Origin of the sequence: Chrysosporum bergii ANA360D (assembly GCF_029891735.1) — a bacterium.
Taxonomy (GTDB): domain Bacteria; phylum Cyanobacteriota; class Cyanobacteriia; order Cyanobacteriales; family Nostocaceae; genus Umezakia; species Umezakia bergii.
The window spans coordinates 15713-41781 of the sequence record NZ_JANQDH010000120.1 but is presented as its reverse complement, the minus strand read 5'-3'; the positions used below and the strand labels follow the sequence as shown (position 1 = coordinate 41781).

General features: G+C 41.9%; 16 protein-coding genes and 1 tRNA gene. 6 read left to right on the top strand and 11 right to left on the bottom strand.

Annotated elements, in window-relative coordinates; translation table 11 throughout:
- Positions 1-301: 301 nt before the first annotated feature.
- The 7 genes from drmB to NWP17_RS17470 form a co-directional block, all read right to left on the bottom strand.
- Positions 302-2185: a DrmB family protein gene (drmB, locus tag NWP17_RS17500; protein WP_280656149.1), complete on the bottom strand. Its 1884-nt coding sequence runs from the start codon at positions 2183-2185 to the stop codon at positions 302-304.
- A 57-nt stretch (positions 2186-2242) separates the two neighbouring features.
- Positions 2243-5662: a DISARM system helicase DrmA gene (gene drmA, locus NWP17_RS17495; RefSeq protein ID WP_280656148.1), complete on the bottom strand. Its 3420-nt coding sequence runs from the start codon at positions 5660-5662 to the stop codon at positions 2243-2245.
- Between the two features lie 647 nt (positions 5663-6309).
- Complete coding sequence (locus tag NWP17_RS17490) at positions 6310-6696, bottom strand: type II toxin-antitoxin system VapC family toxin (RefSeq protein ID WP_280656147.1); 387 nt, start codon at positions 6694-6696, stop codon at positions 6310-6312.
- Positions 6683-6928, bottom strand: a complete 246-nt coding sequence (locus tag NWP17_RS17485) for an AbrB/MazE/SpoVT family DNA-binding domain-containing protein (protein ID WP_280656146.1) — start codon at positions 6926-6928, stop codon at positions 6683-6685. The genes NWP17_RS17490 and NWP17_RS17485 overlap by 14 nt, the downstream gene beginning before the upstream one ends.
- A 505-nt stretch (positions 6929-7433) precedes the next feature.
- Positions 7434-10625, bottom strand: coding sequence for a DISARM system SNF2-like helicase DrmD (gene drmD / locus NWP17_RS17480; RefSeq protein WP_280656145.1), 3192 nt, complete (start codon positions 10623-10625; stop codon positions 7434-7436).
- Positions 10626-10686: 61 nt separating this feature from the next.
- Positions 10687-11736: a 3-deoxy-7-phosphoheptulonate synthase gene (locus NWP17_RS17475; protein ID WP_280656144.1), complete on the bottom strand. Its 1050-nt coding sequence runs from the start codon at positions 11734-11736 to the stop codon at positions 10687-10689.
- Positions 11737-11802: 66 nt separating this feature from the next.
- Entirely contained in the window at positions 11803-13161 is a 1359-nt protein-coding gene (locus NWP17_RS17470) for a MurT ligase domain-containing protein (protein ID WP_425332680.1), read from the bottom strand.
- A 172-nt stretch (positions 13162-13333) separates the two neighbouring features.
- Between NWP17_RS17470 and NWP17_RS17465 the strand changes: the two genes are divergently transcribed.
- The 3 genes from NWP17_RS17465 (at position 13334) to NWP17_RS17455 (ending at position 14802) form a co-directional block, all read left to right on the top strand.
- The gene (locus tag NWP17_RS17465; protein WP_280656143.1) at positions 13334-13921 is read left to right on the top strand and encodes a thylakoid membrane photosystem I accumulation factor; all 588 of its coding nucleotides are present in this window, start codon (positions 13334-13336) and stop codon (positions 13919-13921) included.
- Positions 13922-14069: 148 nt separating this feature from the next.
- Positions 14070-14678 (top strand): hypothetical protein, encoded by a 609-nt coding sequence (locus tag NWP17_RS17460; protein WP_280656142.1) that lies wholly within the window; start codon positions 14070-14072, stop codon positions 14676-14678.
- Between the two features lie 57 nt (positions 14679-14735).
- Positions 14736-14802, top strand: a tRNA-OTHER gene (locus NWP17_RS17455).
- On the opposite strand, the gene NWP17_RS17450 is transcribed toward NWP17_RS17455, so the two are convergent.
- Together NWP17_RS17450 and NWP17_RS17445 are read right to left on the bottom strand one after the other, a co-directional pair.
- Positions 14791-16335, bottom strand: coding sequence for an NAD(P)H-hydrate dehydratase (locus tag NWP17_RS17450; RefSeq protein WP_280656141.1), 1545 nt, complete (start codon positions 16333-16335; stop codon positions 14791-14793). The genes NWP17_RS17455 and NWP17_RS17450 overlap by 12 nt on opposite strands.
- A 55-nt stretch (positions 16336-16390) precedes the next feature.
- Positions 16391-17083: a hypothetical protein gene (locus tag NWP17_RS17445; RefSeq protein ID WP_280656140.1), complete on the bottom strand. Its 693-nt coding sequence runs from the start codon at positions 17081-17083 to the stop codon at positions 16391-16393.
- A gap of 136 nt (positions 17084-17219) precedes the next feature.
- On the opposite strand from NWP17_RS17445, the gene mnmA reads away from it, so the two are divergent.
- The 3 genes from mnmA to NWP17_RS17430 all read left to right on the top strand — a co-directional run bounded on the left by mnmA (position 17220) and on the right by NWP17_RS17430 (position 21911).
- Positions 17220-18281 carry a tRNA 2-thiouridine(34) synthase MnmA gene (gene mnmA / locus NWP17_RS17440; protein WP_280656139.1) on the top strand — a complete coding sequence of 354 codons (1062 nt, stop codon included), beginning with the start codon at positions 17220-17222 and terminating at the stop codon, positions 18279-18281.
- 220 nt (positions 18282-18501) lie between these two features.
- Entirely contained in the window at positions 18502-19680 is a 1179-nt protein-coding gene (sat, locus tag NWP17_RS17435; protein ID WP_280656138.1) for a sulfate adenylyltransferase, read from the top strand.
- Between the two features lie 98 nt (positions 19681-19778).
- Positions 19779-21911 carry a caspase family protein gene (locus NWP17_RS17430; RefSeq protein ID WP_280656137.1) on the top strand — a complete coding sequence of 711 codons (2133 nt, stop codon included), beginning with the start codon at positions 19779-19781 and terminating at the stop codon, positions 21909-21911.
- 112 nt (positions 21912-22023) lie between these two features.
- Here NWP17_RS17430 and NWP17_RS17425 read toward each other — a convergent pair whose 3' ends face one another.
- Both NWP17_RS17425 and NWP17_RS17420 read right to left on the bottom strand, forming a co-directional pair.
- Positions 22024-22905, bottom strand: coding sequence for an S-methyl-5'-thioadenosine phosphorylase (locus NWP17_RS17425; protein WP_280656136.1), 882 nt, complete (start codon positions 22903-22905; stop codon positions 22024-22026).
- 315 nt (positions 22906-23220) lie between these two features.
- Complete coding sequence (locus NWP17_RS17420; protein ID WP_280656135.1) at positions 23221-25383, bottom strand: GumC family protein; 2163 nt, start codon at positions 25381-25383, stop codon at positions 23221-23223.
- Positions 25384-26069: the final 686 nt, after the last annotated feature.

The following is a 26069-nucleotide window of genomic DNA, read 5'->3' as shown; positions in this document are numbered from 1 at the left end:
AGGCGAAGCAAATCGCGCGTGTAACACAAGCATCTTGCTTGTCACCAATACCGGCTAGAAGCCGGTGCTACTCCCATAAACTAGTCGGTTTTAACCGACTTTAGCTATTAGACAGGGAATTTATTCCCTGGCAGCACGATATAATAGAACAGCGCAGAATGAGTGAATGTAGAATTTTTAGGTTTCGTTATGCGATCGCTTACGGCACAGGCGAAGCAAATCGCGCGTGTAACACAAGCATCTTGCTTGTCACCAATACCGGCTAGAAGCCGGTGCTACTCCCATTTCCTGATCAAAACCATTAAAAACTAAAAAACTCTACTCCCAAGGCTTCTAAAGTAGGAATAACTAAGGCTCGATCTAGAAACTCATTGCGCCGTTCGCAGGAGGATTCAGCTATCAGTAAACAACCGTGACAAGCAGCACCATGTAAAAAACGTTCTTCTGCTTCTGATTCTGGTTGATGCTGGGCGCAAACAGGGTCATTAGAACAAAGTCTACCCCGATCTAAAGCTAGATGTAAATGGTGTTCTATGTTTTTGCCTACTTCCACTAGCCCGCCTAATGTGCCTTCTGAACTAGAAGAAGCGGTATATAACAAAATACCATATCCTCCTTCATTGGCGTAAATCCTTTCCCTAATTGAACTGGCTGCATAACCACATTCTAAAGATACGGTCATAATTAATAAGTGAGACAAAGAATGCAGCATAATATAAGGTAGTCCAGGAAATTTAATGTTTTCTTTTTCTTGGTCAATATCTTTACTCGCACACCAAGTATCAAATCCTCTTGATAGTTGGTGACCTCGTTTTTTAACGGCTTCTCGCTCTGACCATTGTTCTATTTTTTCTTTACTAAAAGCAATAAATACTCCCTCTCCTTTGTTTTCAATGGCTGGAACCCAGTCTTCTGATTTAGATCCTAAAGGGGCGCGGCGCACATTGATATCTAATTCTCCGTCAATGTCTGGCATTTCTGGCTCAAACCGGGTAAAGCCCACTAGGGCTATTACTTCCCGCAGACGATGTACTAATACTATTTTTTCCACTACAGAGGAGTAGTTGGGGGGTAATTGCTCTAAGTTTCTGGATGTGGCGTAAAATTCACTTTCTGGTATGTCTTCTCCTAGGGCTTCCTCCGTGGCCAGGAGTGTTTCAATTTCTACTAGCTTAATGCTTCTGTATGCTTCTGGTTGTCTGTTTTTTCGTCTTTGTACTTCTTCCCAGACAATTTCATCACTGAATTTTTCCAGGGCTGATTTTACTTTGGCTTTTTTTCGTTCTTTTTTGATGTCGTCTATGTCTTCTGCATATTGGAGGAAATCTTCATAAACTGAATTAACTTGATTTTGTAGTTCTGATTTGGCATCTGGTAGGGAAATTACACTCAAAATTTGGGAAAAATAAGCGTTACTGGCGGATCTGACCAATAAACGGTTATATTCTGTTTCTCCAGATTTACGAGTACAAGAGAATTTATGGTTTTTTGGATTTTCTCCTAACCATAGGTGATGTCCTTGACATGGACCGAGGATTTTACTACCGAGGGTTTTACTGTGGTTTTTGGCTAAGGATAAGGAAGTGCGTTTTTGACAGTTCCCACAACGCACGTAAATTTCTGTAAAATCATTACCAGAGCCACCCTCATCTAACCATAGGTTTTTTGGATGGCATTTTGTCCCTTCGTGGACAAAATTATCCCAGTCAATGTCGCTAATGTGTCCGTTAACGCAGCTTTGAACAAAACGCACGGGAACCACGGGGTATTTTTTGCCATCTTTATATTTATATTTACCATTCTCTAAATCACCGGAACCAACCATCACGCGAGTGCGGTAAATTTTTTTAGTTTTTTCGTCAGTCCAGGTTCCCTCTGTGTCTATTTGGGCTAAAAACCAATTGGGAAAAATAAAAGCGGTGATCCCAATGGTTTTAGTAGGGGAGCTTCTCTCTTCTATGGGAGGGGTACACAGTTTGATGCTGTCAACTCCTAATATGGCTGCTACTCTAGCTGCTAAACGTTCTTCTAAAATCGGTTTCCGGTTACCACGCCAATAATTTAACCCAGAAATTAAAACTGAATGTTTGGTTAAATCTACCATGGAACCAGGTCCGAAGGTGGAAAGAATCTGACTTTGGCGAATTTGTCCGGCGGGTGGTGGTGTTTTCGGGGATTTATTCATGATGTTAATGTGATCAGGGTAATTTGGCTGAAGTTACAGTTTATCTGTGTTGTTTGTTTAGCTTGGTAGCTTCTCTTCCCATAGGTTAACTGAGGGTTCAACGTCTCGCAGACTACGCTGGGCTTTAAATTTTTTGGCTGCTAATGGTTGTTTTTCTAATTCTGGGTCCAGGGGGTCAAATAATAATGGCAAACCTTGGCTGACTTCTTGGTGATATTGCAGACTAGTTTTGGGGTTTTGCTGGTCGGTAACCATCGCCACCCAGGTATCTAGTAGTTCTCTGACGTTGTTTTCTGTTTTAGAACGCAGTGCTGCTACTTCTGTAGGGCTTAAGTCTGGGTTGTGTTTTTCTGCTCTTTGACCTATAATGTCTATAACAAAATCTAGCTCTTGGCGATATTCGGTAATTTGTATGGCTCTTTCTGGGGCGGTCATTCCTCGATGCATTAAACGAGCTAGGGCTACTGTTATAGCAGCAATACCTCTATCTATTGCTCTGGGAGAAAAGGGTGTAACGCTTGTGGCTTCTACAGCCCGGTAAAATGTGTTATGCCAAGCACAAAAACGCTCATAATGGGAGCGATCGCGTGGTCTGTGAATATTAAGTAATGTCACTACTAACCCTGGTCGTTCTTCGTCTCTCCCCACCCGGCTGGTGGCTTGGATGTATTCTGCTGCTGTTTTCGGTTGACCCAAGACTACCATTAATCCTAAGCGGGTAATATCTAACCCTACGGATATCATATTAGTTGCTAATACTACATCAATTTTTTCCGTGTTGTGAAAGCTTAGTTCCATCCGTCTTTTGGTATCAGCTACTTTACTGGTACTAACACGGGAAGTTAACTCTTCTGGTTCATCATTAATTTTCCGGTTGACAAACAAACCTTTGGTTTCTCCCACTCGCAGACGTTGTCCGTAGAGTGGGACACGGGAGACCACCTCATCTTCTACAATGCGCCGACTCCCTCCTAGTTCTCGCAGGGAGTTAAAATAACCTAGTAGTGTCATGTAAGGATCTGCTGGGTTGTGGGGGTTTTTTTCACCTTCGGCTTCTAACCAATACTTTTGCGACGCACTGAGAAGAGCTAAGTAAACACGTAGTAACACCACTTTGGCGCTGCGTCCCTGAGCAGCTACCCCTACATAAGTACGAGGGTTTTTCTCGGTTGCGGCTACGGTTTTGGCAAAGAAAGCATCTCTGCGGTCTGGTCCGGGAGGGGGAAATATATCTACTTCAGGGCGACAGAATAAAGCTTGAATTTGTTTACTAGCCCGGCGGACAGTAGCAGTGGATGCGACTATTTTGGGGCGGATATTGTGTGTTGGTTTATTGGTTTGGAAACTGCATAAGGCTTCTATGGCGGTTTCGTATAATCCTACCATGGTTCCCAAAGGTCCGGAAATCAAGTGTAATTCATCTTGGATAATCAAGTCTGGCGGTGGTAGATAAGTCTTTAAGCGTCTACCTTGACTAGGTTCAGTCGGTCCATAAAACCCAACTTTTTCTTTATAATACTCTACTCGTCCAAATAATGCTCCTGTTGCTCCTACAAAAGGTAAGCTGGCAAATTTATCTACTGTGGAGATAATAAAGCAAGGCAAGCGGCGATAAATAGTTTCATCCACTGCTATTATTGGTAGAAAGTTATTACCGCTAAAATCACATGAGCGTTTGGCACAATGAACCTTAAGGCTGGTGGGTTGGTCTACATTGGGATGTAAAGTAAAACATTGAGGGTTAAATTTAGTTCCGCACCAAGGACAAGTTTCTAAGGGGATGGGGGGTTGGTTTCTGTGTGAGTCCCGTTTATAGTCATCGGTGAGTTTTTTGGCGCTGTGTTCGTCTCTGTCTCCTTTTTTGCCCATGCGGTTGGGTGTTGCTCCCTGTCCTACCCAGAGACCAATTTCAAAAGGCCATTGTCCTAAAAGTTCTGGGTTTTTCTGCCGTTCTAATTCTAAAGCACAAATCATGGTTGTTGCTCTCCCTAGTTGGTCAAGGGTTAGCAGTCTTAGGGTGTAGCGCATTAAAACGCTGACTCCAGCAGATTGAATTTCTGAGTTACGCAGTCGCCGCAATACCAGAGTAAAAGCTGCTAGTCCTAGATATGCTTCTGTTTTTCCGCCACCAGTGGGGAAAAATAACAAGTCTACTATTTCTCTCTCGCGGCTTTCTGGTTGGGCTATACCTGTTAAATTCATCAATAAAAAGGCTAACTGAAATGGTCGCCATTTGGGAGGCGCTATAGAATCTGGGGTAATATCTTTTCCATGGGTCATGCGTTGACGTAGAGATGTAGCAATGACGCGGTTAGCTAGACAAAAAGCCGTAAATACATCTTGATGATTAAAAGCATTGATACCAGCAGCAATGCGATCGCTAGCTATTGTAGCTCGTTGTAGTAGGTCTTGGGCAACTTTTAAGCGTTTGGGTTCTTGGGGACATTGGCTTAGTTGTGCTTGTATCCACTCCCTATAAGCGGTGACCATAGGGCTTAACATTTCTTGCAACTCTGCGGGTGTAGAGGCCGCAGCTAAAGCCTCCATTCCTATTTCTATATTGGCTAATTGAGTGGGGATGACTTTTTCTACATTGGCTCTGGGTAGCCATGATGTGCTAACTTGTTGACAAGTGCCATCACTGTTTATTTGTGCTATGGCGGAAACGTTATGACCTACTGCATATTCATAGTCGTTGCGGTATTGTAGGTCAGCCACTTTTTCGTCCCAATCTTCATTATTAACACCTTGTAAGTTAGGGCGAGGTATCAAGGGTTGTTCACTGCGAATAATTAAAGTGGTTTGGAAGGTGTACTTTGTATCTCCCGGTTTTTCTGCGGTGGGTGGACGTTTGTTAACTAAAAATATAGAAACTGAACGAGTTTGATGGGGTATCAGTTCATTTTCTGTCACCTTGTGGACAGAGACAGATAATTCTAGTTTAGGGAATTTGGGGAGTCCTATAGTTTGTGAATCTTGGTTGAGGTCAATGGTAACTTCTGCTTGCTGAGGGATGCGTTGCCATTGGGTTAATAATATATTATCTTTTTTAGTCTTGGTTGTTTTTTCTGTGTTCGCGGGTAGTGTACTTTCTGCTTCTATAGTTTTTATGATGTAGTCCCCCCATTGCACTATTACATTTAGTTGATTAGTTGCTGGGCTAATCAGTAAACTTAAACCCATAGATGAAGGGAAAAAAGACTTTTTAGCAAAAGTAGTTTCAGGAAGGGTTTGATCTTCGGCTGAGTTACCCTCAAATATTGCATTTTCTGCTATTTCATCCCTCGTATCATCTGTTTTTTGAGCTATGGGGGCGTTGTAGGGAACCAGAAAACCGGTTAAATACCATTGGGATGGTGCTTGTTCTAATATTTCTTCTTGATATTCTGAGTCTTCTTGAGTTGGTCCGATCAAGTCTAATTGTAAGGCTCTGATCAGATGGTCTCTAATTTGGGGAGACGTGAGGTTATTGGTCATTACTTAACGTATCTAAAAAAACCAATTAATTGTAACACAAGCATCCTGCTTGTTAGAATGTAGAATGAGTGAATTTAAAATGAGTGAATTGCACCGAGCAGCTGTTAATGCTGCGCCGCGGGGAATGAATTCCCCGCCTGAAAGCTGAAGTCGGTTTGAGACCGACTGAATTGGGTTTACACCTATCTGTCTTGTCACCAATACTGGCTAGAAGCCGGTGTTACCATGTAACACAAGCATCCTGCTTGTTAGAATGTGGAATTTAGAATGTAGAATTTAGGCTTGTTAATGCGATTGCCGCGGGGAATGAATTCCCCGACTGAAAGCTGAAGTCGGTTTGAGACCGACTGAATTGGGTTTACACCTATCTGTCTTGTCACCAATATCGGCTAGAAGCCGGTGCTACAGGGTAACACAAGCATCCTGCTTGTCACCAATACCGGCTAGAAGCCGGTGCTACTCCCATAAAATAGTCGGTTTTAACCGACTTTAGCTATTAGACAGGGAATTTATTCCCTGGCTGCACGACATAATAGAACAGCGCAGAATGTAGAATGAGTGAATTGCACCGAGCAGCTGTTAATGTACGGCACTGGCGAAGCCAAATTTAAACACCCTCTTAGCAAATTTTTAAGATGATGAAACAACTAAACGCAATCAAAACCTTTTTCATCTTTCAACTTTTTATCAAATGTTGCTGTTACAGTACAACCAGATTGTTGTGCAACTGCACCAATTAAATAATCAGAAAAATCTGCTTTACCCTGTTTAAAACGCTGCAATGCTTGATAAATCACAGACCGATTTTCCCATTCAAAAACAGCACATTGGAAGATCATTTCTATAGTATTACTTATTTCTTCTTTACTAAAATCATAAGGTTTACCACGCAAAACCCAGATTAATTCACAGAGTACAATATTAGCAACAAAACACTGTTCTCTTCCTTCTACAATCTCCACCGCTTGCTTCCATTGTTGCTCATCATCTTTTGTTAGATAGCGAACTAAAATATTTGTATCAAGTCCAATCACTTGCTGCCTCACTGATTGCTTGTTCCATTTCTTCTAAAGTTGCCGGTTTCATCCCTTTTCTATGTAAAATCCCAGATAATTTTTTGACAGGTATATTTAAGGGAATAAGTTTAACTATGCCATTTTCATCAATGACAAAATCAACTTTACTTCCTGTATCCAAATTCAGATAATCCCTAATTTCTTTAGGTATAGTTACTTGCCCTTTTGTGGTAATTGTCGCACTAGGCATTACTTTAAATCCTTACTTGAGTTCCTTACTTTAAGGATAACATTATTGCGATGGCGCTTGTAACACAAGCATCCTGCTTGTTATAATTTAGAATGAGTGAATTGCACCGAGCAGCTGTTAATGCGATTGCCGCGGGGAATGAATTCCCCGGCTGAAAGCTTAAGTCGGTTTGAGACCGACTGAATTTGGTTTACATATCTGTCGCCTTCTTGAATACCGGCTAGAAGCCGGTGTTACCATGTAACACAAGCATCTTGCTTGTCCCCCCTAGCATTTATCGGTTTGAGAAAGATTTATCAACATGAGAATTTACCATAGAACTAGTCGGTTTTAACCGACTTTAGCTATTAGACAGGGAATTTATTCCCTGGCTGCACGATATAATAGAACAGCGCAGAATGAGTGAATGTAGAATGAGTGAATTTAGGCTTGTTAATGCTGCGATCGCCATCCCTGGCTGTCTGAATACCGGCTAGAAGCCGGTGTTACTCATCAACGAGAATGATCAACCAGAAACAGGCCACAAATAAACCAACCCCACAGGTTCTAAACGTTTAGCCTTGACCGAGTAAGTAGCTTGAATGCGTTCTGGTTCTGTCTTGATTTCTTCTGCTAGTTCTTCTAGTCTTTTCTCCCAGTGTCGCCGGTCTGCTTCTATTTGTCGTTCTTCTTCCACAGCGAGATTAGGTATGGATAACTGCACACTCTTCTCCTCTGTTATTTCTTGCTGTTGACGGATACGCTGTTGTTGCTGTTCTAATATTTTCTTCATTTCTCCGGCTTCTTTTTCTCCCCTAGCTGTTAATTGCTTTTCTGCTTTAGCTGCTAAAATTTGCCCTGTGCTTTCCAGGTGGGGTATTAATTGTTTTATGTCTTCATCAGCTTTTTGTTGTAACAGCTGAACTAGGCTAGGGGGGACATTCTGTAGGTTGGGGTCAGCCAGGGAAGATTCTAGTAAGGCTATGGTTTGCTGTTTTTTCAGTTCTTTTAAGGGTTGGAGTTTCTTTTTACCCCTCATTAACGGGTCTGACCAATGGGCGGCTATAGTGATGATTTCATCATGCAGGCGAGAAGCACCTGGTCCATATATACACAGTCGCCCTAGTGCTATCACTTGGGGAATGGGGTCATTAGTCAAACACACACAAGCTCTATTTAACTCTTGATGAATAAACCCCTGGGATAAAAACCTACGGAACAAGCGTTGTACCACTCGATGTTCTAAATGTAAATGCACCACATCCCCATCTAAATTTCCCGGGTCACGAAATACCACCGGGCGAATGCTGCTCTGTTTTCGCCATTCCCATTGATTTTGTTCTGGTGGTTTGGGTGTTCTTAAACTATCTAAAGTGTTACTCCAAGTTGCGTCTTGATTTTTATCCAAAGCTGGGAACTGTAAAACTGTAGAATTTTGACTATCCACCGGCGTTAAAGGAGGTGCGCCCAACAGTTCCAAAGCCGCAGAAATAGTATTTTGAAAGTGTTGGTCGTTTAAATTCAGCCATTGTTGGGATGTTTCCAACATACGTTGTAGTTGAGAGAGTTGGTTAATTAATTGTTTTTGGCGCTCTTGGTGTTCTGGGTCTTCTAGCTCTTGCTGTATGGTTTGTTGGCGGGGGTCTTGAAGTTCGGTAATAGACTGGGTAATTTGATTAATTTGTCGGTGTGTAATGCCGTTGTCTAAAAGCCGGCTAAGATTTTTTTGCAAGACTGGAGATAAGGTTCCTAATTCTTTTTGTATGGTTTCGGTTTTTTTAACTAGCACCTTTAAGACTTTATCTTCTGGTCGCTGAGTGAAGATAAAGTAATAACAATTAACTTGGGGTGCTTTTTGCAGTTTCCTATCAATACGACCATTACGCTGTTCCATGCGGGAAGGGTTCCAGGGGATATCAAAATGAAATAAATCAGCACAGTGGTTTTGTAAGTTCACTCCCTCCCTAGCTGCATCTGTGGCGATGAGAATACGCAGGGGATGGAGGGAAGGATCGGTATTAAAAGCTTGTTTGATTGCTTCTCGGCGTTGTTCTCCCATACCACCATGAAACACGTCTAAACGATGTTGATATTGATTTGAACCCATGATGGCTTCCTGGAGTTGGTGTTGCAGATAGCTTTTAGTGTCTGTGTATTCAGTAAATATAATCACTCGCCGATTTAACCAAGGTGCGTCCGCTTCTCCTAACTGAGGACATAAATTTTGCTTGATCCACTCTATTAACTTAATTACCCTGGGATCTGGTAAATACCGGGCTTGGTTGGCAATATCTGTCATATTAGACAGTAGTTTGATTTCTGCAGGGGTCAAAGCTTGGATCTGGGTTTGTTGGGTGGCTTGGGTGAGTTGACTATCTTCTTCTTGTTGAATCTCTGCTTCTGGTAACTCCGCGCGATCGTCGTCTTGGTCGGGGGCTTCTTGGAGTAGGTTATATTTTTGATGGGAAAATTTCAGTTGTTGTTTATGTAGAGCAGTTTGATGAACTTTTAAAGTGCGCGCAAAGGCTTCTATAGAAGATAACAATCGTTTTTGTAGAGAAGTAATTACTAAACTAGCTGTGGTTTGGATAGACTTAGGTGCTAACTTTAATTTTTCCTCTCTGACTTGCCGATATTCTTGGAGTAGATGAGATAGTTGTAATTCAGGGGCTTGTTGTGGTAGATTATCAATCATAATGGGGATAACCTGCCTAATGGGAAATTCTTCCCCAATTGCCCGCAAATCTTGCTTTAACCGCCGCACCATCACTGTATTAAGTAACTCACGGTTTTGCACCGGTACACCACGACAAAACCTCTGGGGGTCAAGCATTTCTAACAAAGCCGTAAAACTATTAGAATGTCCATTATGGGGAGTGGCTGAAAGAAACAGCTTATGTTCAAACCGGGGGGCTACATCCCGCAGGGTGCGTGTTAAATGTGAGTCCACAGCATATTTAGCCCCACTAGCGGGCGCGGCATTATGTGCCTCATCTAGTATTAACATAGAACCACCATTAAAATCTCCCAACCAGTCCCGCAGGGGTGCAGAGTAAGCCTCATTACGCAACAAAGCATGAGAGATAATAAAGCGGTGATAAGTTATCCAAGGGTTAACAGTGTAACCTCTTTCTTGGCGCATCCGGGCAACAAAATCTCGGTCAAAGATTTGGAAAATTAAGCCAAAACGACTTTCCATTTCTTCTTTCCACTGACGAACCACTGAAGGAGGACAGGAAATAACCACTCTCCGCACTTTTTGCCGCATTAACATTTCTGTTAATATCAGTCCGGCTTCTATGGTTTTCCCTAGTCCCACATCATCAGCAATAAATAAATTAACCCTAGGCATTAACAAAGCTTTGCGGAGTGGTTCTAACTGATAAGCTTTAACTTGTATCCCCGCCCGGTATGGTGCTTGAAATAGTTTAGGGTTAGTGGAAGTGACACAGTTCCAGCGCAGGGTGTGGAGATAAGCAGAAAACTGTTTAGGGTCATCAAAGCCACGCTGAAGAATGGTATTCCAGGGATTTTTCCCGACTATTTGAGCGTCTACCTCTTTCCCCCAGAAGATTTCTAATGGTTCTCCCAATGCGTCATCTTCTAAACAAGCTAACTGCAATAGACTATCTTCGGTTTCCTGGAGTTGCTGGATATCTTCTATCAGGTATTGTCTACTTCTGACTTTAATTATTTCTCCCGTCGCTAGGTGTACCACTGGTATCCCCTTTTATTGGTGTTATTTTTTTCTGTGAGAATTATAACACGGGGGCTAAAGCCTAACTCAATGTTAATTTTTGGTAAGCAGCTAAAATGATTTTTTCAGTTTCATCCCAACTAATACATTTATCAGTTACAGAAACACCATACTTTAACTCTTCTCGCTTGCCAATGATTGGTTGATTACCTTCATACAAGTTAGACTCTAGCATCATACCAAGTATTGATGTGTTGCCATCAACTATTTGCTGCATGACATTTTCTAACACCATGGGTTGTAGTTTATAATCTTTATTGGTGTTGCCGTGGCTGCAATCAATCACAATTCTCAAGGGTAAATTAGCCTGTTTTAATTTTTCTTCCACTACTCGCACTTGTGCTGCGTCATAGTTAGGCTGACTACCACCCCTTAATATAACATGACCGTAGGGGTTGCCCTTGGTTTCAAACACGCTCACTTGCCCTTTATGATTAATGCCTAGGAAACTATGAGGGCTTTTAGCAGATTGTAAAGCGTTTAAGGCTACTTGAATATTACCATCTGTGCCGTTTTTAAAACCAACAGGCATAGAAAGACCACTGGACATTTCCCGATGAGTTTGTGATTCTGTGGTGCGCGCTCCAATGGCAGACCATGTAATCAATTCACTAATATATTGAGGTATGATGGGGTCTAGTGCTTCTGTACCAGCTGGTAAACCCAATTCGGCTAATTTTAACAACAGACCACGGGCTGTTAATAAACCCTTTTCTACATGAAAGGAGTCATCCATATCTGGGTCATTAATCAACCCCTTCCATCCTACTGTAGTTCTGGGTTTTTCAAAATACACCCTCATAATCAGTAGTAATTTATCCTTGACTCGTTCTGAGAGAATTTTTAACTTCTCCGCATATTCTAATGCTACTTGTGGGTCATGAATTGAACATGGTCCAACTACAATGAACTTTCTGCGGTCTTGAAAGTCCAGGATATTTTTTATTTCTTGCCTATATTGCCTGACAGTATGTTCAGCTAATTTACTGAGAGGTAGTTTTAACTTTAACTCATGGGGGGTTAATAATACGTGGGAACTTTTAATGTTAGTATTAAATAATTGATTGTCCATGGTGGGGAAATCGTGCTTTTTTCCTGATTTAGTAATATTACCGAATTTTACTATCAATATTACATATTACAAAATTTTCCGACCAGTCAAAATTTCTCGCACCTCTAACATGGCTGAATAGGTAGGCAGAATGTGGAGAGTTTCATCATCTGGGGTATGCTTTAAAGCGATCGCGATCGCTTGACGCAAATCTTCCTCCACAATTAACTTCAGTTGACTATCTGCCCCATGCTCACTATACCGCAGACGTAAAGCCATGTCATAGACGCGATCGCCACTGACTACCACAGTCCCCCCCCGTTGGACTAACTTTTCTGTATCCACGTCCCAAATCCAGGATACATCAGTACCATCAGGGGTGCGATCGTTTAAAACTAACAGTGTAGTTGTATCATCACTTTCAGTCACCACCCGGATAGTTTCATTTGTCCCCACCGGATTTTTAGACAATAAAATCCGTACTCGTTTATGATCAATTACTAAATCTTCCGCCCGACCAAAAGCAGCTTGAAAATTATTAATTGTTGCTTGAATTGTACCCACATCAACCCCCAACTCCAGCGCCGCAGTTACTGCGGCCAAAGTATTGTACTTATTATACAAACCCACCAGAATTTGCGGCCATTCCCGACTGTCTAGTGTAGGCTGACTTTTACCAAAACCACACTGGGGACAGGTAAAATCTCCCAAGTGAGACAAATATACACCTTGATAATCCAGAGAATGACCACAACGAGGACAGTAAATAGAATCAACAGCGTGAGGAATAGCCTCTAAATATTGCTCAGGTTCACTCATCCCAAAGAACAACACCTTTTGGGGTAACTGCTGACCAAGATAAGATAAAGTCGGGTCATCAGCATTGGGAATTACCACAGTTTCCAGGGGGAGAGTAGAAATAACCCTTGTCCAGCGCTGACTAATACTATCCACTTCCCCGTATCTGTCCAACTGGTCGCGAAATAAATTTAAACAAAGAATAATTCTGGGCAATATAGGTTTTAAAACCCTGGGTACAATATTCTCATCTACTTCCAGAATAGCATAGTCAACATTCAGCCTTCCCACCAGGTTGGCATTTTCCATCAAAGCTGTCATCAAGCCATTTTCCAGATTTGCCCCAGTGGAGTTATGGGCGATGCGGTAACCTTGGCGTTGTAAAATTGTACATAACAGCAGCGCTGTAGTAGTTTTGCCATTAGTACCAGCAATGAGAATTACCCCGTTTTTCACCTGCTGACTCAATAATTCTAACAGTCGGGGTTGGATACGTCGAGCAATTGAGCCTGGTAACACACTAGCAGCACCCAGACCCAAAGACCTAACTATAAACGTCACACCTTTAGCCACTGACACCGCAAAACCCAGCCGCAGCCTATCTAAAAATACTCGCAGTTTAACTTTATTTCCCACTTTATTTCCCACTTTATTTCTCCCCTACACCGTCGTCAAGTCACTCATACCCATCTCATCACCCCCCTATCGTGTAGATGAGAGGCTTTTACTTTTTAAGCTAGAATATATAACCTGAAATAATTATATAAATAATTATATATTCAGCCTGATTATCTCAATTCCGCACTGCAAGGTTTTTTTGATGAAAAGTATACAGTTTCCTTTTTTACATAAAAAAAATACTGATTGGCAATCAATGCTGTGTAAATACCTGTTAGTGCTTGCTTGTCTACTCATAGTGAATATACAGCCTGCATTTGCTGGTATTAATGATGACGTTTATGATGGTAATATTTTCGTAATTTATGCCGGTAATGGTTCCCTAGTTCCCCCCAGACAGACTTTAGCCCAATCCTTACAAGAACATAAACCAGTATTTTTGGCGTTTTATGTAAATGATAGTAGCGATTGCAAACAATACGCCATTTCCATTTCCCGAGTACAAGAATTTTATGGTCGATCAGCAGAAATTATCCCCATAGATGTAGATACCATTGCCCTAAAACCAACGTATGAACCCACAGAACCAGGATACTATTATTCCGGGGCTGTTCCCCAAGTGGTAGTTTTAGATCAATCAGGTCAAGTGGTTTTGAATAAAACCGGTCAAGTCCCTTACGAAGAAATAGATGATCAATTTCGGAAGGTGTTTGATTTGTTGCCACGTTCTGCATCAGTACAACTGCGGCGACGTTCTTTCAACGAGTTTAGTAGTGAGTTAGCCCAATAACTGACATTTGGCTGAGTAAATCTGAAGGTAGACCACCTTTGATTTAATGAGTCTACCTTGATTTTTGGTTTTGTCTGATACTGCACTCCGAGTTGTGAACAGCCATACTTTAAAAATGAATGACTAATGAACGATAGACCGTATTCTAATGTCAAAGGTTTATACTACCCAAGAGCTAATCGAAATCTTAGCAGATGAGCGCCAAGCTTGCCTCCGGGGAAAACGCCTAAAATTAGAAGTAACTGTTTCTGGTAATCCTGTAATTGACCAGTTTATCAAAACTGATGGGCTGCAAAAGTTCACAGCCTATCAAGATTTTAAAGCCGCCATTCACGATTATCAAAACCAACATCAAGTATCCGGGGTTGTCTGGCGCGAAATGACGGTCAGAGGTAAGACCTTGCAATATCCAGAAGTAGATAGTGAATTAATTTCCCTTAGTAGCGACCTAGAAATCATCAAAGCCAGCAAAAATTCCATCTTGGCATTTTGGGATGAAGTGACCGGGGGGATGGATTTATACTTGAGTTTGAATAACGGTAAGGAACACCAAGAAATACACCAGCCTGATGTAGAGAGAATTGCTCAAATCACAGAATGGGCAAGTTTATGGAAGTGTGAAAATGCTAATTTTTTGGAAATTATATTACAACTTGGGTGGGGTCAACCAGAACAAGCCAGTTATAAACGAGGTAGACCACAATCCGGTAGTGAGCAAATTCACGCCGTCAATAGGGGAAATCATCCCATTGGCTGATGGTTTACCCCTTGCACATCCACTATTAATATGTTATAATTGGAAATGATTAATTAGGGGTGACTAGCTCAACGGTAGAGCATCGGACTTCCGCTGGTTCTGAGTTCGAATCTCAGGTCACCCACTTGGAAAGAACCGGGGTGAGATATTGGGTCAAACTCAAAGCATCTACACCTAGTTCTGTACGTTCTTGAGCGGCTAAAATACCCCCTTGGGAATGCCACCAAGCCCCGGTAGCCACAATATCTTGTACAGGAATTTCCTTGTTAGTATCTTGTGCCAATAATCCCCCGATTAACCCAGTTAAAACATCGCCACTACCACCACGGGCTAAAGCTGGGGTGCTTTCGGGATTAATCCAAATGCTACCTTGGGAATTAGCGATCGCAGTTCTTGCCCCTTTTAACAATACTATTGCCCCAGTATAGGCCGCAGCAGCTTTGACTGCTTTTACCCGGTCTTGGTTAGGGTCAGGAACATCAGGAAACAGGCGTTTAAACTCTCCTGTGTGGGGAGTAAGAACCGTCGGAGCTTGACGTTGTTGTAGTGTGGGGATTGTCCCCATTAGTGCTAATATATTCAAGCCATCAGCATCGAGAACTAAAGGGCGATCGCTAGAAATTACCTGAGAAACAATGGGGGTAGCATCCACAGTTAAACCAGGACCGCAGGCGATGGCGCTAAAAGAACTCAAATCAGTATTAGTGGGTAATTGCAGATGAGCGATCGCCCCGGTTTCCGTTTCTGGACAGCCAATAATTAATGCTTCTGGTACATGGGAAAGTAAAAGAGGTTTTAAAGATTCTGGCACAGCAATTGACAGCATTCCCACACCACTAGCCCTGGCTCCCAAAGCAGTTAAAATTGCTCCCCCCCCATAGCGACGTGAACCACAAATTAACAGCAAATGACCTTGTTTATATTTGTGAGTGACAAGTGGACGGGGTAGAGGTAAAGTCGAGAGTGCCGTGGTTGAGGTAATAACCTTAATTGGGGGTAAATTACCCAAAACAGCTTGTACATCAGCCCAAGGAATATGAAAATCAATTAACTCCGCCTTACCGATATATTCTAAAGCTTGGTCTTGAAAAAAAGCCAACTTCCATAAACCCAGACAAAAAGTCTGAGTCGCCCGTATAGCAGTTCCCAAAACCTCACCTGTATCACTATGTATACCAGAAGGGAGATCAATACTCAAAATCGGTTTATACCATTGATTCAACTGATTAATTGCCGAGGCCATATCACCAATAATGGGTCTTTGTAAACCAAAGCCAAACAAGCCATCAATCAAAAAATCACAATCTGGTAATTCTCCCACTTGTTGATAACAGGGAATACCTAAAGTCTGAGCATACCGTAAATGCTGGGCGGTTAACTCCTTCATCTGAGAAACAGGACAATATAACCACACCGCATAACCCCGCAAGTATAACTCACGGGCTACCACTAAAGCATCACCGCCATTATGACCAGGACCGACTAAAATTCCCACACAAGATCCCCCCCATTGGACAACACGAAGGGTAATTAGTCCTGCTACTTTTTCCATTAAAGCGGCTACAGGCATTCCCGCAGCAAAGATCCGCCCTTCAATATCCCCCATTTGTTCAGCAGTGACTATGACCTGTGAAACTTGTTTTTGCCCATTTTGCATTAGTCCTGAGTCCTCAAATAGAACCGTATAACTTAGAAATGCGTAAGAGTTTTCATCACTGGCCGTAGTAAACCCTGGCGTTACCATATCCTAATTCTCGCAGATACTTATTCCATTGCTCTGCTTCTGACCGACTTGTAAAAGGACCGACGGCGACGTGTGTCCCCCGTGGTTTTTGCCTTTCCAGCACTAGGTTATTGTATCCAATACCCACCCTAATATTATTGGCAATTAAACGTAAATCTTGAGATTTAACAGGAATGATAGCATAATAGCCAGACTCTTGTCTTTTTGGAGGAAACCCAGTCAGTGGCTCTTGTCTGGGAGTCACAAAACCAGTAGGTATTTCCCGGTTATCGGTAAAGTTGACAATGCGTGCATTACTGATACCGTATGATTGTAATTCCCTCACCCGATTAGTGGCGTTGATCATTTGACCAAAAATTCCTGACTGAATAATATAACGTCCTTGGTACTGACGAATATAAGCATCAGGCTCAATCAAGCGCACTCGTTGTAAGACTTGGGAATCACTACTGTCAACATACACTAGATAACGCTGGAAATTTTGGCGGTTTAGATTTTGGCTATTTTGATTAAACTGTAGTGGCTGGTATAATTGGAAGTCTCCCCCTGGTATTTGTGCCGGGCTACTTCCGGGAATCAACAGGAAACAACTCACCAAAAACCAAGGCATAATGGGAAAAACAGTAAATTTCCTGAATATGTGAATGTGCGTAGTAGTCATATTCTTATGTAAAGCTGTGTAGGGTAAATATAGCTTAAACTGTTCCTTTGTATGTGCTAAAATTGAAGAGTCCCAAAACTTTGGTGTGGTATTGCCCTTAGCACCGCACCGTCAAGAAACAGGACTCATAAAATTCATGTATAACAAAAAAGTCGTCGTTGGTCTTTCTGGAGGCGTTGACAGTTCCACCGCCGCAGCTATTCTACATCATCAGGGCTATGAAGTAATTGGTTTGACCCTTTGGCTGATGAAAGGTAAGGGTCAATGTTGCTCTGAAGGTATGATCGACGCGGCTAATATCTGTGAACAACTGGGGGTTCCCCATGAAATTGTTGATATTCGTGAACTATTTCAAACCAATATTGTGGATTATTTGGTGAGTGGTTATAGCGCCGGCATTACCCCTCTACCCTGTTCTCAATGCAATAAAACAGTTAAGTTTGGTCCAATGGTACAATATGCCAGGGAAAAATTACAATGCCATCGCATTGCCACCGGTCACTATGCTCAAATTAACTATGACCAAGTAACAGGACGTTACCAGTTATTAAGAGCAGTTGACCGGAACAAAGACCAATCTTACTTTCTATATGATTTGTCTCAAGAGTTACTAGCCGCCACAATATTTCCTTTAGGAAAACTACAAAAAGCCGAAACTCGCCGCATAGCCGCAGAATACCACCTCACCACTGCTGATAAGCCAGAAAGCCAAGATTTATGCTTGGTGGAAACTAACGGTTCTATGCGAGCATTTCTAGATAAATATCTAGCCCCTAAACCAGGGGAAATTGTGGATACATCCGGAAAAGTACTGGGACACCATGATGGCGTACATCACTACACCATTGGACAGCGCAAAGGGTTGGGAATTGCAGCACCAGAACCCCTGTATGTGATTGCATTAGATGCAGTAAATAATAAAGTGGTAGTAGGCGATCGCACCACAGCAACTTTACCTGAATGTACGGTAAATCAAGTAAACTGGGTGTCCATTGCCGAACCGTCTACACCCATTCAAGCAGAAGTGCAAATTCGTTATCGTTCCCAGCCTACACCTGTAACAGTAATTCCCTTAGAAAATTCCCGTGTGCGCTTAGTATTTGCTCAACCCCAATTCAGCATAACCCCCGGACAAGCCGCAGTGTGGTACGAAGGAGAAAAAGTTTTAGGAGGCGGAATTATTGAACAATTTACTTAAGCATAGCATTTCTTAAACAAGTGAGTCTTGTATTGCCAGCATCCTGCTCCCTACCCATGTACCTAATTTGGGAAAAATTCGCCATAAATCGCTTTTTCCAACTCCCCCAAAGCCTGCATATTCCCCCTAGTTCTTCAACTATTTGTCACTTGTGTACCATGATTTTGATAAGTTAGTACATAGTTTGAAATAATAGCAGTTAAATTAAGAGGGGATTAAGTTGAGTCAACATCCAGATGCCATTGCACCCCATGGTGGACAATTGGTTAACCGTATCGCTACACCAGAACAAAAAAGAGAATTTCTCTCAAAAGCAGACTTTTTACCACGAGTGCAACTTGATGCACGGGCGGTTTCTGATTTAGAAATGATCGCCATCGGCGGTTTTAGCCCCCTCACGGGTTTTATGAACCAGGAAGACTACACCCGCGTAGTGGTAGAAATGCGGTTAGCCAACGGACTACCCTGGTCAATACCAATTACACTGTCAGTAACAGAAGAAATCGCTTCCCCACTCCAGGAAGGCGGACTCATTCGTCTAGATGACTCCCAGGGTGAGTTTATCGGAGTTTTGCAACTCACCGAAAAGTATCACTATGATAAAACCCAGGAGGCTATTAATGTTTACCGCACTGATGATGCTAAACATCCAGGTGTACAAGTAGTCTATAATCAAGGTTCTGTGAATCTGGCAGGTGACATCTGGCTATTACAACGCCATCCCCATCCCCACTTCCCCAGCTACCAAATCGACCCAGCAGCTTCAAGACAAATGTTTCAGGACAAGGGTTGGAAAACTATCGTTGGTTTTCAAACTCGTAACCCCATCCACCGCGCCCATGAATATATCCAAAAGTGTGCTTTAGAAACTGTTGATGGTCTATTTTTACACCCGTTAGTAGGAGCAACAAAAGAAGATGACATCCCCGCCGATGTGCGGATGCGCTGCTATGAAATTTTATTGTTACATTACTATCCCCAAGACCGGGTGATTTTGGCAATCAATCCCGCAGCTATGCGTTATGCTGGACCTAGGGAGGCTATATTCCATGCCTTAGTCAGAAAAAACTATGGTTGCACTCACTTTATTGTGGGACGGGATCATGCTGGTGTGGGTGACTACTACGGCACTTATGATGCTCAATACATTTTTGACGAGTTTGAGCCTGGTGAATTAGGTATTGTCCCAATGAAGTTTGAACACGCTTTTTACTGCACACGTACCAAACAAATGGCTACAACTAAAACTAGCCCCAGCAAACCAGAAGAACGGGTACACCTGTCAGGAACTAAAGTCAGAGAAATGCTGCGTCGCGGTGAACTACCACCACCAGAGTTTTCCCGTCCTGAAGTGGCGGCGGAGTTAGCCCGGGTAATGCAAGCCCAAGCAACCGCTTAAAACACTAGTTAATTTGCTAACAGAAATCTAAATTTATTACATTAAAGACCTCAGCCCTATAAGCTATAAGCAGACGGGCTGAGGACTCATGGTTAATTATGAAGCGTCGGACTTTTTTACAACGGATTGGTTCAATACTTACAGTATTGGGTGTGACAGAAGCTGAGTGGTTGACTTTAAGCGATCGCTACTTCCAAGCTTTAGCACAACCTAGTGCGCGTAAAATAGCATTGTTGATTGGCATTAATCAATACCAAAAAAGTCTCTCCTTGGCTGGTTGTCTGACTGATGTAGAACTGCAAAAAGAACTGTTAATTCATCGGTTTGGCTTCCAAACCTCAGATATCCTGACTTTAACTGACGAACAAGCCACCAGGAAATCTATTGAGGCGGCTTTTGGAGAACACCTTGGTAAGCAAGTTAAAGCCAACGATGTGGCTATATTCCACTTTAGTGGCTATGGTACGCGGGTGAAATCCGGCAGATTTATTGACACAGTGCAAAATGCTTTGGTTCCATCTGTTGATCCTCTCAATACACAAAAAGATGAAATAGTCAACTATATATTAGAAGAAACAATACGGCTATTATTGCGATCGCTGCCCACAGATCAGGTAACAGCTGTATTGGATACGAGTTATTATGCTCCTCTCAAAGCCCAACCCCCAGGATGGCGAACTCGCGTCCGTCCAGAGCCAGCACAAACCCAACTAGCAATAGAAGAACTAGAATTTCTGCAACAACTAAAAAGTCAAAACTCTAACCTCAATAATGGAGTGGTGTTATCCGCCACATCAGATCCTCAGCAGGTGGCAAGGGAAATACTATTCTCTAATTTTAGTGCCGGGTTATTTACTTACGCCTTGACTCAATACTTATGGGAAACTACACCACCAACCACAATTCAATTTAGCCTGGCTCACGTGGGCAGCCACATACATCAGCTAGGAAGCAATCAGCAGCCGGGATTATTAAGTGAAGAAAAAGGGTTAACCGTCGAGGATTTATTTCTTTCCATCCCTACAGTTGGGGCCGAGGGGGTAATTAAAATCATTGAAGACGATGGTAAAACAGCCCAACTATTTTTACCAGGACTACCAGCACAAGTGTTAGAAAACTATGGAGTTAATTCCCGATTCACTTTATCAACAGGAGAAGAGTTAATATTGCGATCGCGCACCGGCTTAACCGCAAAAGCCCAAATCTCCCTAGTTAAAGCAGACACTCCCCCACAACCAGGGCAACTATGCCAAGAAGCAGTGCGAGTATTGCCCCGGGCTGTTAATTTAATAGTAGCCTTAGATACCGGATTAGAAAGAATTGAGCGAGTAGATGCCACCAGTGCTTTTGCTGGTATTAACCGGGTTTCCACCGTCATCGCCGGAGAACAACCAGCAGATTGTGTATTTGGTAAACTCCTGGAAACTCCCAGTTGCTATGGTCTATTTACCCCCGGCGGCAAACTGATTCCCAACACATCCGGGGAACCAGGAGAAGCAGTGAAATTGGCAGTACAAAGATTAGTACCGCAATTACCAACCCTGCTAGCAGCAAAATTATGGCGACTCACAGAAAATGAAGGTTCTTCCTACTTACCAGTTACAGCTAGCCTGGAGATCATTAACAAATTATCCCCTCGCCTAGTCATGCAACGTCAAACAACCCGAAGTTTTAGTACAGCCAAACCACAGAACAAATCACCAGTCACAGCCCTAAGTGATCCTATTGTGCCCATTGGTAGTCGCATGCAGTACAAATTGGAGAATTACAGCGATCGGCCCATTTATATAATGCTGGTAGGATTAAACAATAATATCAGCCCCATCGCCTTTTACCCCTGGCAATCACCCCAGGAATCCGCCTTTTTTAACTCCAAATCTCTATTCAAACAAGTAGTTATTCCCCCTGGCGAAACTCTGTTATTACCAAAAAGTGTTACTGCTTCTGAATGGATGATACCAGGTCCAGCCTATGAATGCGAACACCAAATCATTCTCAGTAATGCACCATTTAGCGAAACATTAGCATACTTAGAAAAATCTAAGTATCCCATCACCGACCAAGGACTATTTGGAGCATTATTTCAACCTCTAGAAATTACCCAAGCATTGTTACAAGATTTGCATAATGCCAGTGCATTCAAATGGGAAAACAACAGTACATCCACTGACCCTTATATACTAGATGTCAAAAATTGGGCTAGTTTGAACTTTGATTTTCGAGTAGCGTAAATTGTCTACCCCCCCCCGACTGCTAAAAACATCGGGGGTTTGCATATTTTACCTGACTATGGGATTCTTAGCAGCCGGTCTGCACTGCATAGCTACAGTCCAGCACCAATGACTAATGACCATCGCTATACTTCTGCAACAATAACCCCAACTTTTCCTTAGTGGCTGCAGGTGCTTGATCTAACTGAGTTAAAATAGCATACTTCAACGCCGAATGAGCATGACTCACCGGAGGATTTTCACTCAAACGTCGCACAGTTTCTTGAATGACCTTTTGAGCATTAACTGCATTGCGCTGTAAGTTACTCATCACCATTTCCACCGTCACACTATCATGGTCTGGATGCCAGCAGTCATAATCTGTCACCAGCGCTAAAGTCGCATAGGCAATTTCCGCCTCTCTGGCTAACTTAGCCTCTGGTAAGTTAGTCATACCGATCACTGTTGCATCCCAACTGCGGTAAAGACCGGATTCCGCCTTAGTGGAAAATGCCGGTCCTTCCATACATACATAAGTTCCACCACAATGCAGACCCACATCTGGTAAATTTAAACAAGCGATCGCATCTGCCAATACCCCAGCTAAATTGGCGCAAATGGGTTCAGCAAACCCAATGTGAGCCACAATTCCCTCCCCAAAAAACGTAGAAACCCGATTTTTAGTTCTGTCAATAAACTGATCTGGTATAACCATATCCAGTGGTTTAACTTCAGCCTTTAGAGAACCCACAGCACTGGCAGAAATCAAATACTCTACACCCACCTGCTTCATAGCATAGATATTAGCACGAAACGGCAATTCAGAAGGCAATAAAGTATGATGACGACCATGACGAGCTAAAAATGCTACCTTGGTTCCTGACATTGTTCCCAAAATCAACGCATCAGATGGCGAACCAAAAGGAGTTTGGATTTCTAACTCCTCCACATCCTTTAAGTCTGCCATTTTGTATAGACCGCTACCACCAATAATCCCAATCCGAGCTAGTACCATGATTTTTAACTTTGATTTTTAACTTTGATTTTTAACTTTTTAGTGCTGATTTCTCCAGTTATTTTACCCAAAAGGGATAGTCACAAGGGAAGCAAGACAGTAATAGTCAAGTGACCGAAATATCAACGGCGAGCAGAGCTACTGACTTCAGACATGGGGGTTAGCCCTTGGCGATTTTAATCCCCTTCCCCATTCTTCAACTAATTCGCTTCCACTCACACCTCTAATGTTCTGCCATGCTTATAAGAAGAAAAAGGGGTCATCCGAAGGAACGTCAGTGACGCTGGAATCCCCCGGCTTTAGCCTAGGAGAGTGTCAATAAGCTGATTGATAGTAATTGTAATAATTGTTGGCACTGCGTTTTTCCCCATTAGCAACCACACCCAAAATATTCATAGGAGATAATCTCAAGTCAGCTAATGCGCCCTCAAGCACAGAACGGTCTGTTTTATCTATCCTGGCTATCATCAAAACACCATCTGTTTCCGAACCTATCAAACTAGCATCAGCGAGTCCAACCACAGGAGGAACATCATAAATAACTAAGTCAAAGGTTTGATGAAAATCTCTCATCAGTCGCTTCATTTTTTCAGATGATAGCAACTTCGCGCAATCTGGCGGGACAGGTCCACTAGGAATTATAGACAACCCGTGGATAGAAGGTAGTTGTTTTACTACTTGTTCCACAGGCAAATTAGAAGTAATTAAACTACTTAGTCCAAACTTATTATCTAGATTTGATAAACTATGAATCGAAGGGCGGCGCATATCAGCATCTACAAGTAATACTTGTTTACCCATAGCTGCGGCTATTTGAGCTAGATGAAAAGCAACTGTAGATTTGCCATCACCTTGCATAGCAGAGGTAACAGTAATAGACTCAATTTCCGCATCAGAATTTAACAATTGAATATTTGTATATAGTACCCGTACCGCTTCGATAAAGTTGGTAGAATAGTTGTAATAGCCTGATTTCTCTTCAGTATTTCCCCCCGCAATAGTTTGATTTAGCTGTCGTGAAATTTCCTTCTTCAAAGGAATATTACCCAATAAAGGAACTTTTACCCTTTCTTTGAGGCTCAAGGCATTGTGATAGGTATAATCTAACTTTTCCATTAGTAAAGCAGCACCAATACTCAATAAGATACTCGCAGTTAATCCAAGAATCATCTCCCGAATGATACTTGAGGAAACCACGGGAACCGTTGGCTCATTGGGTGCTTGAATCAATTGCCAACCTATTTGCGTTTGAGAATTTTGAATTTGCAAGTTTTCGCGGTTAGATAAAAAGCGGCTGAGACTTTCAGCGGCAATTTCTAACCGGCTTTGTATTTCGGTATATTGTCGGATGAGGTTTGGTAATTGCTGGTATTGTTGTTCCACAATTTGTTGATTTTTTTGCAGTTCTTGCTTGTTAATTTCTAAAGTTCGCAGTGCAGAAGCCGCTTCTGCTCGCTTGGTTTGTATATACCGCTCTGATTCTTCCTTTATTATTGGTATAAGGCTGTCTCGCTTTTCTTTTAATGTGATTAGCCTGGGGTTTTCCTCTTGGAAAACTGCTGATGTAGTGGCAATTTCCATATTTAATTGCCGCAATTCCGTATTTAATTCCTGATATACAGGATAACTATCCAGCACTGCTTTAGTCCCTGGTTCACTTTGCAAGAAAGCAAAATCCTCGCGAGCTTGGGCTAGTTTTAGTTCAAGTTCTTGCTGTTGTTGAATTAAATTAGCAGTTTGTGTATTAAGTTGACCAGCAAGGGACTCTGGACTAATAAAATTGTACCTCTGCTGAAAAATTTGCAATTCTTTCTGAATTTGGTCTACTCGATTTTGCAGAGATGGTATTTCTCTATTAATATATTGCAATCCTTGACCTAGGTTAGTTTGCCGTTTTTCTTTGCTGTATTCTAAATAGTCCTTAGCAATTTGCTGTAATACTGCTTTTGATTCCAGTGGATCTTGACTACGATAGCGGATTTCTAGAATCTTGGTCGTACCTAAACGATCAATTTTGAAACGCTGCATTAGATATTGATAGTTAATGTTTGGATAAGTAGGTTGCAAGTTGTTAATACTTTTGTTGATCAGTTCAGGACTTTTGAGAACTAAAATTTGACTTTCATAATCTAAGCTAGATTTTTGAAATGAAGGGTTAATTTCTTGAACAAGATCAATTACTTGATTAGAGTGACTGACAGGTTCGATCAGCATCTGAAAACTACTTTCATATTGTGGTGGTTTGGGATTTGATGTCAATTGAATAACCACACCTACCATCACAGTTGTGGACACTCCTAAAATAACCAGTGATCTGCGCCGTAACAGATCCAGAACTTGTTTGAAGTTCCATTCCTCACCTAAACCCTCATTTCCTAGAATGCTTTGATGTGGAAAGAACGGAGTGATAGAGTTGCTACTATATTCATTTTTTGAGGTCTTTGATACTTCGTTTTTCACACTTTTCATATTTTTCATATTAGCTTTACACTAATCTACTAGTATTTACTCAGAATAAACCTGTAAATTTTTTCTGCTTGAGGAACGTTAAGTAATCGATAGCCAATTCTATTCTCGGATGATGAGAAGAGCAAGTAAAAGTGTTTTTTTAACATTTTCTCGGTATTTCTCTTGTTTTGACGAGGTATAACGTACCTTTTGCAGTACCAAACGAAATATCGAAATATGAGTCAAATTGTAAAATGTTATTTATGTTACTGTTTTTCCATACTAGTACAAAGAGCAGAAAGTCTAAAAACAAAATTGCTTGCTAGACTAAACCATAATATAGTATACGAGGCTGTATTGACCAGGTTTTCAGGAAAATCCATCACACAAAAACAATACTTATGGTAAAAACTGCCAAAGTAGGCACAAACAATAGAAACCCTCCGATGGGTTAAGGCTGTTTGAGCCAAGCAAGTTTTTATCTTAAATGACAAACTGTGCATCAGCAACAGTTTAGAGTTCTAATTTTTCAAACCCAAATAAACCTATCTATGTAGTTATACCTTAGTTAAGCAAGTGGGTAATTTTTCGTTACCTCCCAAAATATCATCTCGAAAATCATATTTCAAGATGTGCTTGACAAATTTACTTAAGTATGGGTTCAGACATTTTATGAGTAATAAATCTTATTTTTAAGAAAAAGCTTTCCACCAACA

What these genes read in the sequence shown, in the direction of transcription:
- drmB (WP_280656149.1), bottom strand. Translation starts at nt 2,185, where the DNA reads ATGAATAAATCCCCGAAAACACCACCACCCGCCGGACAAATTCGCCAA.
- drmA (WP_280656148.1), bottom strand. Translation starts at nt 5,662, where the DNA reads ATGACCAATAACCTCACGTCTCCCCAAATTAGAGACCATCTGATCAGA.
- NWP17_RS17485 (WP_280656146.1), bottom strand. Translation starts at nt 6,928, where the DNA reads ATGCCTAGTGCGACAATTACCACAAAAGGGCAAGTAACTATACCTAAA.
- NWP17_RS17475 (WP_280656144.1), bottom strand. Translation starts at nt 11,736, where the DNA reads ATGGACAATCAATTATTTAATACTAACATTAAAAGTTCCCACGTATTA.
- NWP17_RS17465 (WP_280656143.1), top strand. Translation starts at nt 13,334, where the DNA reads ATGAAAAGTATACAGTTTCCTTTTTTACATAAAAAAAATACTGATTGG.
- NWP17_RS17460 (WP_280656142.1), top strand. Translation starts at nt 14,070, where the DNA reads ATGTCAAAGGTTTATACTACCCAAGAGCTAATCGAAATCTTAGCAGAT.
- NWP17_RS17450 (WP_280656141.1), bottom strand. Translation starts at nt 16,335, where the DNA reads ATGCAAAATGGGCAAAAACAAGTTTCACAGGTCATAGTCACTGCTGAA.
- NWP17_RS17445 (WP_280656140.1), bottom strand. Translation starts at nt 17,083, where the DNA reads ATGACTACTACGCACATTCACATATTCAGGAAATTTACTGTTTTTCCC.
- mnmA (WP_280656139.1), top strand. Translation starts at nt 17,220, where the DNA reads ATGTATAACAAAAAAGTCGTCGTTGGTCTTTCTGGAGGCGTTGACAGT.
- NWP17_RS17430 (WP_280656137.1), top strand. Translation starts at nt 19,779, where the DNA reads ATGAAGCGTCGGACTTTTTTACAACGGATTGGTTCAATACTTACAGTA.
- NWP17_RS17425 (WP_280656136.1), bottom strand. Translation starts at nt 22,905, where the DNA reads ATGGTACTAGCTCGGATTGGGATTATTGGTGGTAGCGGTCTATACAAA.
- NWP17_RS17420 (WP_280656135.1), bottom strand. Translation starts at nt 25,383, where the DNA reads ATGAAAAATATGAAAAGTGTGAAAAACGAAGTATCAAAGACCTCAAAA.